Origin of the sequence: Amycolatopsis kentuckyensis (genome assembly GCF_002155975.1) — a bacterium.
In the GTDB taxonomy this organism is placed as follows: Bacteria; Actinomycetota; Actinomycetes; order Mycobacteriales; family Pseudonocardiaceae; genus Amycolatopsis; species Amycolatopsis kentuckyensis.
On record NZ_MUMI01000506.1, the window covers coordinates 1 to 12,428 of the forward strand.

Consider the following 12,428-nt stretch of genomic DNA (forward strand, 5'->3'; position numbering starts at 1 on the left):
GAGGCGTCAGGCAGCCCGGCAGCCTCCGCCCCTCAGCTCGCCGCCAGTTCGTCCCCCTTCCGCACCGTCGGCACGGCCGCCGGGCTGCCTGACGCCTCGGACAACGGACCCACCGTGGCCCGGAACGTCTCCAGCGCCTCCAGCTCCCGTCGGCGCGCCGACAGGAACCGCTGCAAGTGGGTGCTCGACAAGTTCAACGCCTCCACCGCGCCGCCCGCCGCGCGGTGGGCGGCCGCCGCTCCGGCTCGGACCTGTTCCACGTCCGCCTCCAGCGTGCGGTCGCTCGCCGCGAACAACGCCGCCGAGGCCAGTACCCCGAAGCCCGTCGGGCCGCACAAGAACACCCGGCGGTCGATCAGCCAGCGCAGCAGCTCCGGGTCCGTGTCCAACGCCGCCACCACCGCCGCGTCCGAGGGGACGAACATGATCGTTCCGTAGATCGCGTCCGCCCAGCGCTGGTAGCCCTTGCCCGCCAGCTCGGCCGCGCGGGAACGGATCTGGCGCACGTGCGCGCGCAACGCGTCCAGCCGCTCGTCCGGGTTGTCCGTCTCCACCGCCTCGGACCACGTCGCCATGCTCGCCTTCGCGTCCACCGGCACCGTCCGGTCGCCGCCCACGCGCAGGACCATGTCCGGCTTGGCCGAGCCGCCGCCGCCCAGGTCCGTCTGGAGGGTGAAGTGCAGGTCCTCGCGCAGGCCCAACGCCCTGGCCGTCTCGACCAGGACCTGCTCGCCCAGCTCGCCGCGGCCGCTGATCGAGGCGAACGCCACCTCGTAGCGCCGCAGCGCCAGCTGCTGCTGGTCCGCCTTGGCCCGCTCGGCCGCCACCAGCCGGGCCGCCGCGTCCGCCCGGCGCATCCCGTCCTGGTACAGCCGCCACAACAGCGCGACGGCGAACAGCAGCAGGACCGCCAGCACGATCGCCGCCGTGGTCAGCACTGTCGCCACTTCGCCTCCTCCGGCCGAACTCCGAACTCCCGACTCCGAGCTCCGAACACCGAGCTCGCAGACATCATGGCGGACCCCACCGACAAAAACCGCACCCGGTCCGTCGCTCTGGGTAGCTGACCTGCGAACACATCGATTCCGCGCAGGGCGTGTCCGATCTTGCCCGCTCGTGTTAGTACACACGTTCGAGTGAGGTGGCGGCGTGCCTGCGCGATTTCGTCGGAGCGGGGTCGTACCGTTGCCCCTCGTGAGATTCCTGCACACCTCCGACTGGCACGTCGGCCGCACCTTCCACGGCGCCGACCTGCTCGCGGAACAGGAAGCGGTGCTCGGGCACCTCGCCGACCTCGTGGCCGGCGAGGCGATCGACGCCGTCCTGGTGGCAGGCGACATCTACGACCGCGCGGTCCCCTCCGCCGAAGCCGTGCGGGTGGCGACGAAAGCCGTCGCCCGGATCCGCGTGGCCGGCGCGCAACTGGTCGTCACGCCCGGAAACCACGACTCGGCGCCCCGCCTCGGCGCCTTCGCGGAGTTCGCCGCGGCCGGCGGCCTGCACCTGCGCACCACCGTCGCCGGGCTGGCCGAACCGGTACTCCTCGAAGACGGCGGCGGCCCGGTCGCCGTCTACGGCATCCCTTACCTCGAACCGGAACCGGCGCGCCACGCGCTCGGCGTGCCGGACGCGCGCGGCCACACCGGCGTGCTCACCGAGGCCATGCGCCGGATCCGCGCGGACCTCGGCACCCGGCCCGGCGTCCGCTCGGTGGTGCTCGCGCACGCGTTCGTCACCGGCGGCGAACCCACCGACAGCGAACGGACCATCGCGGTCGGCGGCGTCGAGCAGGTGCCCGGCTCGGTCTTCGACGGCGTGGACTACGTGGCGCTGGGCCACCTCCACGGCCCGCAGACGCTCGCCGAGCACCTGCGGTACTCCGGCAGCCCGCTGGCGTACTCGTTTTCCGAAGCGCGCCAACGCAAATCCGTCTGGCTGGTCGACGTCGACCGGAACGGTCTCGCCGAGGTCCGGCGCCACGAGCTTCCCGTCCCGAGAAAGCTCGCCACGCTCACCGGCGACATCGAGGGCCTCCTCGTGGACCCGGCGCACGACGCCTACCTCGACCACTTCCTTTCGATCACCGTCACCGACCGGGTGCGCCCGGTCGACGCGATGCGGCGGCTGCGCGAGCGGTTCCCGTACGCGGTGCACCTGGAGTGGGAGCCCGCGGGCGGCCACGCCGGCGCCCCGCTGCGCTATTCCGACGCCGTCCGCGGCCGGTCCGACATCGAGGTCTCGCGCAGCTTCCTCGACGACTGCCGCGGCGCCCCGCCGACCGAGAGCGAAGAGCAGCTCCTGTTCCAGGCGCTGGAAGCGGCCGACCGGGGGGCCCTCGCGAAATGAGGCTGCACAGGCTGGAGGTCGAAGCCTTCGGGCCGTACTGCGCACGCGAGGTCGTCGACTTCGACGTGCTCGGCGCCGACGGTCTCTTCCTCCTGCACGGCGAAACCGGCGCGGGCAAGACGACGCTGCTCGACGCGATCGCGTTCGCGTTGTTCGGCGTGGTTCCCGGCGCCCGCAACGAGGCCAAGCGGCTGCGGTGCGATCTCGCCGAGCCCGACCAGGTCACCGAGGTCGCGCTGGAGCTCACCGTGCAGGGGCACCGGCTGAAGATCGTGCGCAACCCGGAGTACCAGCGGCCGAAGCGGCGCGGCGAGGGCACGACCACCCAGCAGGCGCGGGTGTCGCTGAGCTGGGTCGGCACCGCGCCCGCCGGGCTGGCGCCGGAGGGCCTGATCCGGATCGAAGAGGTCGCGCGCACCGTCGAGCGGCTGCTCGGGATGACCGCGGCCCAGTTCTTCCAGGTGGTGCTGCTGCCCCAGGGCGAGTTCGCCCGCTTCCTGCGGTCGGACACCGCCGAGCGCGAGAAACTCCTGGAGCGGCTGTTCGGCACCGAGCGCTTCGCCGACGTCGAACGCTGGTTCGCCGACCTGCGCGCCGAGCGCGGCCGGGAGCTGGCCGACAGCCAGCAGAAGGTGCGGGAAATGCTGGCCCGGTACGCGCAGGAAGCGCAGCGGGAACCGCCCGAGGCCGACGTGCCGGAGTGGGTCGGCGCCGTGCTCGCCGAGTCGGAAGCACGCGTCGCGCAGGTGACGGCGGAGGAGGAGCGGGCGCGCTCGGCCGCCCAGCGAGCGGACGTCTACCTGCAGGAAGAACGGGCGAGCGCGGAGAAGATCCGCCGCGTCCGCAACGCCCACCTGCGGCTGCTCGAAATCACCGAGCAGGCGCCGCAGCGGGCCGAGTGGGCGCAGGAGGTCGCGGCCGCGCGGCGGGCGGCCGGCGTCGCCGTGGAGGCCGACCTGCTGGATCGGCGGGCCGCCGAACTGGCCGAAGCCGAGCAGGCGGAGAAGGCCCGCGGCGCCCTGCTGCGGGAATTCGGCACCCGGGCGACCGGCGACCTGAAGGCGCGGGCGGCCACCGCGCGTGAAGAGGCGGGCGCGGTCGCGGAGCTGGTCGCGGAGGCCGAGCAGCAGGAGCTCGACGTCATGCGCCGGGACGACCGGAAGCTGGCCGCTGTCACGGCCCAGCAACAGGTCGAGGAGCTGACCGCCGAGCTGGCCGCGATCCCCGGCCAGCTGGCGAAGCTGCGCGCGGACGCCCTGACCGCGGCCGAGGCCGAGGCGAAGCTCGACGGCGCCAAGGCGAAAGTGGACGAGCTGCGAGCCGTCGCCCGAGACGCGGCCGAACTGCCCGAAGCCCAGGCGAAAGTCCAGCGGGGCGAGGCGAAGCTGCGCGAAGTCGTCGACGCGCACCAGACGGCCCGGCAGCGCCGGCTCGACCTGCGCGAGCGGCGGCTGGACGGGATGGCGGCCGAGCTGGCCGCCGCGCTGGCCGACGGCGCGCCGTGCCCGGTGTGCGGGTCGGCCGAGCACCCGGCGAAGGCGAGCCGGGACGTCGAGCTGGTCGACCCGGCCGAGGAACGCGCGGCCGAGGAAGCCGAGCAGGCGGCGGACGTGCTGCGGCAGCGGGTCGTCGTCGCGCTGGAAGAGGCGAAGGCGCGGCTGGCCGGGCTGATCGAGCGGCTGGCCGGGCGCACGGCCGAGTCGATCACCGCCGAGCTGGCGGAAGCCCGCGCAACGGTCTCCGCGCTGACCGAACAGGCCGCCGCCAAGGCGAAGCTGGGGCAGCAGGTGGTCCTGCTGGAGCGCGACCTGGAAGCGCGGAGCGAACGGCTGCGCCGGGCCGAACAGGCGGCGACCGAAGCCACGACCGACGTCCGCGCCCTGGAAGAGCGGCTGGCCGAGCGGGACCGCCGCCTGGTCGCCGGGCGGGGCGAGTTCGCGGACGTCGGCGCGCGGCGGCAGCACCTCCTCGGCCTGGCCGAGGCCTTGGAGGCGGTCGCGGAGGCGCGCACGGCGGTCGCCGGCGCCCGCGAGCGGGTGGCCCAGCAGAAAACGCTGGTCGAGGCGGCGGTGACGGCGAAGGGGTTCACGTCGCTGAAGAAGGCGCGGGCCGCGATGCTGCCGGACGAGCAGATCGAGAAGCTGGAACAGGGCATCGCCGAGGCCGAGGCGGCCGCCGCGGGCGCGCGGGCGCTGCTGGCCGAGCCGGACCTGTTCGGGATCTCGCCGGACGACGTGGCGGACGTCGGCCGCGCGGCCGACACAGCCCAGCTCGCCCGGGCGCGCGCCGATTCCGCGTACGCGGCGCTGCGGGCGGCCACCGCGCAGCACGAGCAGCTGACCCGGCTGGCCGGGCTGCTGCACACGGCCTTGGCCGGGCTCGCGCCGGCCGAAGCGCAGTACGCCGAGCTGCGGGCGCTCTCGGAGGTCGTCAACGGGCGCGGGCAGAACAGTCGCAAGATGTCGCTGCGGTCGTACGTCCTGGCGGCGCGGCTCGAAGAAGTCGCGGTCGCCGCCACGCACCGGCTGCGCACGATGAGCCAGGGCCGGTATTCGTTCGTGCACTCGGACGCGGCCGGCGCGCGCGGCACCCGCGGCGGGCTCGGCATCGACGTGCTGGACGACTACTCGGGCACCATCCGGCCGGCGAAGACCCTGTCCGGCGGCGAGTCGTTCCTCGCGTCGCTGGCCCTCGCGCTGGGGCTGGCCGACGTCGTCGCGGGGGAGACCGGCGGCGCGCTCCTGGACACGTTGTTCGTCGACGAGGGGTTCGGCACGCTGGACGCCGAAACCCTCGACGTCGTGATGAACATCCTCGACGAACTGCGGGCCGGCGGGCGGGTGGTCGGGCTCGTGTCGCACGTCGAGGAACTGCGGCAGCGCATCCCGACCCGGCTGCGCGTCCGCAAGTCCCGCACGGGCTCCACATTGGAGGTGCGCGCGAGCTGATCACTGAGCCAAGATGAAGCCATGACCGACCAGCCGCCGAACGGCCTTCCCCGCTACCGCATGCTCACCGGCCCGGACGACGCGAAGTTCTGCCACCGGGTCAGCGAGGCGCTGGAGATGGGCTACCGCCTGTACGGCTCGCCGGCCGCGACCTACGACGGCGAGCAGGTCATCGTCGCCCAGGCCGTGCTGTGGCGGGGCGAACAGGGCTGACACCGGCCCCGCGGTCTCGGCCGGGTCAGGCGAGCGGGCCGGTCGCCGCGCGCCGGAGGTACATCCCGGCGTAGGAGCACCACGGCGTCCACGCGCGCGCCCGCTCGCCGAGCGAATCCGGCGAGATCCCCAGCGTCTCGGCGCCGCGGCGGACTTCCGCGTCGTCGGCGAGCAGGACGTCCGGGGCGCCGAGGACCCGCATCAGCACGTAGTCCGCCGTCGACGGGTCGACGCAGGCCAGCAGCTCGGTCCGCAGGTCGGCGGCGTCCCGGCCGACGTGCACGTCCAGCCGCCCCTCGGCCAGCGCGGCGGCGACGGGGTGGCCGGTGGCCGCGACCTGGGCCGCCGTCGGGAACAGCCGCGTCACACCCCACTCGCCCGGCACCTCCTCCCCGGGCGGCACCTCGCGGAGGAGGGCGCGCAGCAGGAGCTCCTCGCCGTCCACCGCGCCCGGTACCCGGATCCCCGGCACGGCCTCGACCACCGGGGCCAGCGCCGGGTCCGCGCCGAGGACGCGGGTGACCGCCGCGGGGTCGGCGTCGAGGTCGAGCAGCCGGCGCACCCGGCTGACCGCGCTGCCGAGGTCGCGCAGGTCGGTGAGCATCAGCTCGCAGCGCACGTGGTCGGGCGAAGGCGTCAGCCGCACGACGCCGGTGCCGTGGGAGAGCCGCAGCGTGCGTGCGTAGGCCTCCGGCGTGACTTCCTCGACGCCCGGCACCGCGTGGTCCGCGAAGAAGCGAAGCAACCCCGAAGCGTCGAGGGGCGGCCGGAACGGCAGCCGCAGGCTGAGCCGGGTCCCGGTCACGTCGCTCTGCCGTCCCCGCCGGGACGCCGCGAAGGCGCGAAGCTGCGAAGGCGTCGTCGCGAACACTTCGCGGATCGTCTCGTTGAACTGCCGCACGCTGGAGAAGCCCGCCGCGAAGGCGACGTCCGTCAGCGGCAGCTCGGACAGCTCGATGAGCAGCCGCGCCGAATGCGCGCGGTGCGCCCGCGCCAGGGCCAGCGGGCCCGCGCCGAGCTCGGCGGTGAGCACCCGGCCCAGCTGGCGTTCCGAGTACCCGAGCCGCCGGGCGAGGCCGGGGACGCCTTCGCGTTCGACCGTCCCGTCGGAGATCAGGCGCATCGCCCGCGCGGCCAGGTCGGCGCGCACGTTCCAGTCCGGCGAGCCGGGCACGGCGTCCGGCAGGCAGCGGCGGCAGGCGCGGAAGCCGTTGGCCTGCGCGGCCGCCGACGTCGGGAAGAAGCGGACGTTCTGCACCTTCGGCGTCGACGCCGGGCAGGACGGGCGGCAGTAGATCCCGGTGGTGCGGACCGCCATGATGAACTGGCCGTCGAAGCGCGAGTCGCGGGCGGTGACCGCGCGGTAGCAGCGTTCGGCGTCGCGCCAGAGTGAGAGCGTTTCGGTGACCATTGACCCGAGCATGCCAGCAGGTCAGCGCCGTCGCTGGCGGAAATCCGCCACGGCGTTGGGTGCGTGGGGCGGGACCGGGGCAGCCACGTAGACTGCGGGGTCGTGAGCCTCACCCTCGGTATCGTCGGCCTGCCCAACGTCGGCAAGTCCACCCTGTTCAACGCGCTGACCCGCAACGACGTGCTCGCCGCGAACTACCCGTTCGCGACGATCGAGCCGAACGTCGGTGTCGTGCCGCTGCCGGACCCCCGGCTGGACAAGCTGGCCGAGCTGCACAAGTCGGAGAAGATCGTCCCGGCCGTGGTGTCCTTTGTGGACATCGCGGGCATCGTGAAGGGCGCGTCCGAGGGTGCCGGGCTGGGCAACAAGTTCCTGGCGAACATCCGTGAGGCCAACGCGATCTGCCAGGTCATCCGCGTGTTCGACGACCCCGACGTGGTGCACGTCGACGGCCGGATCGACCCGTCGAGCGACATCGAGACGATCAACACCGAGCTGATCCTCGCCGACCTGCAGACGCTCGACAAGGCGCTGCCGCGGCTGGAGAAGGAAGCGCGGACGAAGAAGGAGAACAAGCCCGCGCTGGACAACGCCCAGAAGGCGAAGGAGATCCTCGACGCCGGGCGCACGCTGTTCCAGGCGCAGAAGGAAGTCGACTTCGACGCGCTGCGCGAGCTGAGCCTGCTCACGACGAAGCCGTTCCTGTACGTCTTCAACGCCGACGAGTCGGTGCTCACCGACGAAGCCCGCCGCGAGGAGCTGACCAAGCTGGTCGCGCCGGCGGACGCGGTGTTCCTCGACGCGAAGGTCGAGGCGGAGCTGCTGGAGCTGGACGACGAGGAGTCGGTCCGCGAGCTGCTCGAGTCGGTCGGCCAGCCGGAGCCGGGCCTGTACTCCCTGGCCCGCGCAGGCTTCCACACGCTCGGCCTGCAGACGTACCTGACGGCGGGCCCGAAGGAGTCCCGCGCCTGGACGATCCCCCAGGGTGCGACGGCCCCGCAGGCGGCGGGCGTCATCCACACGGACTTCGAGCGCGGCTTCATCAAGGCGGAAATCGTCTCCTTCGACGACCTGATGGCGGCGGGCTCGATGGCGGCGGCCCGCGCGGCGGGCAAGGTCCGCATGGAGGGCAAGGACTACGTCATGACCGACGGCGACGTGGTCGAGTTCCGCTTCAACGTCTGATCGGTCAACTACTGACTGTTGTTTTCATTGGGCGCAGGATATGCTGCGTCCAATGAAAGCTTCGCCGAGCTTGCTGCCGCTGCTGCGTTCGCGCATGCAGGGCGAGCTGCTCGCGCTGGTCCTGCTGCACCCGGAGCGCGAGTACAGCATCACCGAGCTCGCCGAGGCGTGCGGCGTCACGCCGACGGCCGTGCTGCGCGAGGTCGAACGACTCGTCGGCGGCGGCATCCTGGAAGACCGGCGGGTGGGCCGGAGCCGGCTCGTCAAAGCCCGCACGGACACCCCGCTGTACCGGCCGTTGAGCGACGTCATTTCGGTCACCTTCGGGCCGCTGCCGCTGCTCGCCGAGGCCCTGTCCGGCCTGGCCGGCGTGCGCGAGGCCTACATCTACGGGTCCTGGGCCGCGCGCTACAGCGGCGAGCCGGGGCCGCCGCCCGGTGACGTCGACGTCCTCGTCGTCGGCGCGCCCGATCCGGACGCGCTCTTCGACCTGGCCGAGGGCGTGTCGCGGCGGCTGGGCCGCGAGGTCAGCGTCCACCGGATCTCGCCGGCGGCGTGGGCCTCGAGCAGCACGGATCCGTTCCTCACCAGCGTGCGTGCGCGTCCGCTGGTCCCGCTGCCTCTCGACCAGGAGACGGAATGACCCGGTGGAACCAGGGCCGCGCCACGATCGACGCGCTCATCGCGCGCGGCTCCCTCGAACGCGTCCCGGCTTCGCGGGAGGCCGCGGAGGCGGAGATCGCCAGGGCCCGCACGCACGTCGTTTCGGCACGCCGGCTGCTGGACTCGGACCCGGAAGGCGCCTACACGCTGGCCTATGACGGCGCGCGCCGGGCGTTGGCGGCCGTCTTGCAGAACCAGGGCCTGCGCGCGACGAGCCGTGGTGGCCACATCGCCGTCTACGAAGCGGTTCTCGCGCAGCTGGACCCGCCGCTGGGGCCGCTCCTGCGTCCCTTCAACCGGATGCGGGTGCGGCGCAACGAGGTCGCCTACCGTTCGTCCGAGGCGCCGTCGGTGACCGCCGAGGACGTGACGGCCGATGTGGCGAAGGTCGAGGATCTCATCGGGGTCGCCGAGAAGACGATCCCGAACATGTCCCGCTACTGATCTTGGCCGACCTGGCCGGCCCGCCGGATCCGAAGATCCGGCAGGCCCGGGTGTCCTAGCCGAGCAGGCCCAGCAGGGCGATCGTGATCAGCACCACCGCGGGGGCGAGGGCGTTGATCCAGGCGCGCTGGGCGGGGGTGAGGGCGGCGGTGCTGTTCATGGCGTTTCCCGGGGTCGAGCTGATGCTTCCGCTCCGAACAGCGCGCCGATCATGCCCGGCGTTAACAGCTGTGATCGAACTCTCAGCTGTCCAGGTGACGGCGGTTGCGGACGGTGAACCAGAGCACGCCGCCGGCCGCTGCCACCATGGTTGCGAACGCCGCCGTGCCGACCACGATTGCCTGTGTCATCTGGGTTCTCCCTCCTGAAGGTTCCGGTAACCGAGAGACGCCGGGGCCGGAGGAAGGTGCACTCAGAGTAACCAGGATCACAAGGCGGCGAGCACCGCGTCGATCTGCGCGGCGAGGTCGAAGTCCTTCGCCGTGAGCCCGCCCGCCGAATGGGTGGAGAGCCGGAACGTCAGCGTGCGCCAGCGGATGTCGATGTCCGGGTGGTGGTCGGCGGCCTCGGCGAGCTCCGCCACCCGGTTCACCACCTCGATCGCCTGGGGGAAGCTCGCCAGCTCCACCTCGCGGGAGATCACCGCGCCGGACCGCGTCCAGTCCGCACCCAACCGTCCGTCGGCCTCGGAGTCGCTCAAGATTTCCGTCATGTCTCCATCGTCCTGCGTCCTGGACTACGCTGCACGGTTGCCACGGGAGTCCGGTGAGCCGGGCTGAGAGGCGGGTCACCCGCGACCGTTCGCACCTGACCGGATCATGCCGGCGACGGGAGGGCTTCCCTCCGCGTCGGCGAAGTGCAGGAGGGTAGATGAAACGCAGGGCTGTTCGCGCCGCGACGGCCGTCGCCGCCGTCAGCGCCGTCGCCGCGGCGTGCTCGCTGTCGGACGGTGACGGTGGCACGCAGCAGACGCCCACCGTCACCCTCGTGACGCACGCTTCCTTCCTGGCGCCGCAGGAGGTGCTCGACGCCTTCCAGAAGCAGTCGGGCATCAAGGTTTCCGTGCTCATGCAGGGCGACGCCGGATCGCTGACCAACAAGCTCGTGCTGACGAAGGCCAACCCGATCGGCGACGTCGCGTACGGCGTCGACTCCACCTTCGCCTCCCGGGCGCTCAGCGAGGGCGTCTTCGAGCCCTACACCAGTCCCGAAGCCGACCGCGGGCCGCAGCGCTACGCCGTCGACCCCGAGCACCGGCTGTCCGCGGTCGACGTCGGCGACGTCTGCGTCAACGTCGACACGAACTACTTCGCCACCAAGGGCATCCCGGCGCCGGAGACCTACGACGACCTGGCCGACCCGAAGTACAAGGACCTGCTGGTCGCCGAGGACCCGGCGACGGCGTCCCCCGGGCTGGCGTTCCTCCTCGGCACCATCGCCAAGTACGGCGACGCCGGCTGGAAGGACTACTGGACGAAGCTGAAGGCCAACGGCCTCAAGGTGGTCAGCGGCTGGGAAGAGGCCTACACCAAGCAGTTCTCCGGCTCGTCCGGCAAGGGGCCGCGGCCGATCGTCGTCTCGTACGCGTCGTCGCCCGCCGCCGAGGTCGGGGACGACGGGAAGCCGCGCACCAAGGCGCTGCTCGACACCTGCTACCGGCAGGTCGAGTACGCCGGCGTGCTGGCGAACGGCAAGCAGGTCGAGAACGCCCGCAAGGTGGTCGACTTCCTGCTGTCGCAGCAGTTCCAGGCGACGGTCGCGGCCAACATGTACGTCTACCCGGCGCGCCAGGGCGTCGACCTGCCCGCGGGCTGGGCGCAGGTCGCGCCGCTGCCGCAGAAGCCGCAGACGCTGCCCGCGGACCAGGTGCAGGCCGGACGCGAGAAGTGGATCGGCGAATGGCGCACGCTCGTGCAGTGACCTCCGGAGCGCCGACCCGGAAAGCGACAGCCCCGCCGGGGACCGCCCGCGGGCTCGGCTTGGCGTTGCTCGGGCTGGCGCCGATCGGGTTCCTCGTGGTCTTCTTCGCCTGGCCGGTGCTGGCGATCATCGGCCGCGGGTTCGCCGCCGGCGGTCTCGACGTCGTGCTCGGCGACCCGCGGACCTGGCAGCTGGCCGGGTTCACGGTCGCGAGCGCGGCCGCGTCGACGGTGGTCGCGGTGCTGGCCGGGCTGCCGGTCGCGTTCCTGCTCTCGCGGGTGCGGCTGCCCGGCGTCGGCCTGGCGCGGACGCTGGTGCTGGTGCCGTTCGTGCTGCCGACCGTGGTCGTCGGGCTGGCGTTCCGCGCGCTGTGGCCGGACGGTGGCGTCCTGCCGATCGTGCTGGCCAACGCCTTCTTCAACGTCGCTGTCGTCGCGCGGACCGTCGCCGGGCTCTGGGCGCGGCTCGATTCGCGGACGACCGACGCGGCCCGCGCGCTGGGCGCGTCGCCGTGGCGGGCCTTCCGGTCGGTGACGCTGCCCGCGCTGGCGCCGGCGGTCGCGTCCGCCGCGGCCGTCGTGTTCCTGTTCTGCGCCACCAGCTTCGGGGTCGTCCTGATCCTCGGCGGCGCCCGCTACCGGACCCTGGAAACCGAGATCTACCTGCGGACCGTCGACCTGCTGGACCTCTCCGGCGCAGCGGCGCTCTCGCTGATCCAGTTCGCGGCCGTGGTCGCCGCGCTGGTGCTCGGCGGGCTGGCGCGGCGGCGCAAGGAGGGCGCGAGGATCGGTGCCGGCGGGGCCCGGCGGCCGAGGGGCGGCGAATGGTGGGTCGTCGGCGCCGCGGGCGTCGTGCTGGCGTTGCTGGTGACGCCGATCGTCGCGCTCCTCGCCGAATCGGTGTCCACTGAGGACGGCTGGAGCCTCGCCGGGTACCGGGCGCTGACGGGCACCGGCGAGAAGGGGGCGCTCCAGGTGTCCGGCTGGGACGCCGCGCTGAACTCGCTGAAGGTGGCCATCGACGCGACGCTGCTCGCGATGGTCGTCGGCGTGCTCGCGTCCGTGGTGCTGGTGGCGCTGCGCCGGTCACCCGCGAAGGCCGCGCGCGGGCTGGGCGAGACGATGGACGCCGTCCTGATGCTGCCGCTCGGGGTGTCCGCGGTGACCGTCGGCTTCGGTTACCTGGTGACCCTCGACGCGCTGCCCGGCGACCTGCGGACGTCGCCCTACCTGGTGCCGCTGGCGCAGGCGCTCGTGATCATCCCGCTGGTCGTGCGGATGGTGCTGCCGGTGCTGCGC

General features: G+C 72.9%; 11 protein-coding genes. 8 read left to right on the forward strand and 3 right to left on the reverse strand.

Annotated features, from left to right (window positions below; translation table 11 throughout):
- Positions 1 to 32: 32 nt before the first annotated feature.
- Complete coding sequence (locus tag CCN39_RS39010; protein ID WP_086850965.1) at positions 33 to 947, reverse strand: DNA recombination protein RmuC; 915 nt, start codon at positions 945 to 947, stop codon at positions 33 to 35.
- Positions 948 to 1,194: 247 nt separating this feature from the next.
- Here CCN39_RS39010 and CCN39_RS39015 point away from each other — a divergent pair, with 247 nt between their 5' ends.
- The 3 genes from CCN39_RS39015 to CCN39_RS39025 are packed head-to-tail and all read left to right on the forward strand — an operon-like array spanning position 1,195 to position 5,507.
- The gene (locus CCN39_RS39015) at positions 1,195 to 2,346 is read left to right on the forward strand and encodes an exonuclease SbcCD subunit D (protein ID WP_167455311.1); all 1,152 of its coding nucleotides are present in this window, start codon (positions 1,195 to 1,197) and stop codon (positions 2,344 to 2,346) included.
- Positions 2,343 to 5,294, forward strand: a complete 2,952-nt coding sequence (locus CCN39_RS39020) for an AAA family ATPase (RefSeq protein WP_086850969.1) — start codon at positions 2,343 to 2,345, stop codon at positions 5,292 to 5,294. The genes CCN39_RS39015 and CCN39_RS39020 overlap by 4 nt, the downstream gene beginning before the upstream one ends.
- 21 nt (positions 5,295 to 5,315) lie before the next feature.
- Positions 5,316 to 5,507 carry a DUF1737 domain-containing protein gene (locus tag CCN39_RS39025; protein WP_086850971.1) on the forward strand — a complete coding sequence of 64 codons (192 nt, stop codon included), beginning with the start codon at positions 5,316 to 5,318 and terminating at the stop codon, positions 5,505 to 5,507.
- A gap of 25 nt (positions 5,508 to 5,532) precedes the next feature.
- Here CCN39_RS39025 and CCN39_RS39030 read toward each other — a convergent pair whose 3' ends face one another.
- Positions 5,533 to 6,918, reverse strand: coding sequence for a DNA-3-methyladenine glycosylase 2 family protein (locus CCN39_RS39030; protein WP_086850973.1), 1,386 nt, complete (start codon positions 6,916 to 6,918; stop codon positions 5,533 to 5,535).
- Between the two features lie 102 nt (positions 6,919 to 7,020).
- Here CCN39_RS39030 and ychF point away from each other — a divergent pair, with 102 nt between their 5' ends.
- The 3 genes from ychF to CCN39_RS39045 are packed head-to-tail and all read left to right on the forward strand — an operon-like array spanning position 7,021 to position 9,210.
- Entirely contained in the window at positions 7,021 to 8,103 is a 1,083-nt protein-coding gene (gene ychF / locus CCN39_RS39035; protein WP_086850975.1) for a redox-regulated ATPase YchF, read from the forward strand.
- 52 nt (positions 8,104 to 8,155) lie between these two features.
- Entirely contained in the window at positions 8,156 to 8,746 is a 591-nt protein-coding gene (locus CCN39_RS39040) for an ArsR family transcriptional regulator (RefSeq protein ID WP_086850977.1), read from the forward strand.
- Positions 8,743 to 9,210 (forward strand): hypothetical protein, encoded by a 468-nt coding sequence (locus tag CCN39_RS39045; RefSeq protein WP_086850979.1) that lies wholly within the window; start codon positions 8,743 to 8,745, stop codon positions 9,208 to 9,210. Before CCN39_RS39040 ends, CCN39_RS39045 begins: the two co-directional genes overlap by 4 nt.
- Positions 9,211 to 9,637: 427 nt before the next feature.
- Here the strand turns inward: CCN39_RS39045 and CCN39_RS39050 are convergent, their stop codons facing one another.
- Positions 9,638 to 9,922, reverse strand: coding sequence for a 4a-hydroxytetrahydrobiopterin dehydratase (locus CCN39_RS39050; protein WP_086850981.1), 285 nt, complete (start codon positions 9,920 to 9,922; stop codon positions 9,638 to 9,640).
- A 158-nt stretch (positions 9,923 to 10,080) separates the two neighbouring features.
- Between CCN39_RS39050 and CCN39_RS39055 the strand changes: the two genes are divergently transcribed.
- Both CCN39_RS39055 and CCN39_RS39060 read left to right on the forward strand, forming a co-directional pair.
- Positions 10,081 to 11,130 (forward strand): thiamine ABC transporter substrate-binding protein, encoded by a 1,050-nt coding sequence (locus CCN39_RS39055; RefSeq protein ID WP_086850982.1) that lies wholly within the window; start codon positions 10,081 to 10,083, stop codon positions 11,128 to 11,130.
- A 74-nt stretch (positions 11,131 to 11,204) separates the two neighbouring features.
- The coding region (locus tag CCN39_RS39060; protein WP_086850984.1) for an ABC transporter permease at positions 11,205 to 12,428 on the forward strand (1,224 nt) is incomplete at its 3' end.

Coding starts and splice junctions, on each gene's coding strand:
- CCN39_RS39045 (WP_086850979.1), top strand. CDS start 8,743: ATGACCCGGTGGAACCAGGGCCGCGCCACGATCGACGCGCTCATCGCG.
- CCN39_RS39020 (WP_086850969.1), top strand. CDS start 2,343: ATGAGGCTGCACAGGCTGGAGGTCGAAGCCTTCGGGCCGTACTGCGCA.
- CCN39_RS39040 (WP_086850977.1), top strand. CDS start 8,156: ATGAAAGCTTCGCCGAGCTTGCTGCCGCTGCTGCGTTCGCGCATGCAG.
- CCN39_RS39030 (WP_086850973.1), bottom strand. CDS start 6,918: ATGGTCACCGAAACGCTCTCACTCTGGCGCGACGCCGAACGCTGCTAC.
- CCN39_RS39055 (WP_086850982.1), top strand. CDS start 10,081: ATGAAACGCAGGGCTGTTCGCGCCGCGACGGCCGTCGCCGCCGTCAGC.
- CCN39_RS39050 (WP_086850981.1), bottom strand. CDS start 9,922: ATGACGGAAATCTTGAGCGACTCCGAGGCCGACGGACGGTTGGGTGCG.
- CCN39_RS39025 (WP_086850971.1), top strand. CDS start 5,316: ATGACCGACCAGCCGCCGAACGGCCTTCCCCGCTACCGCATGCTCACC.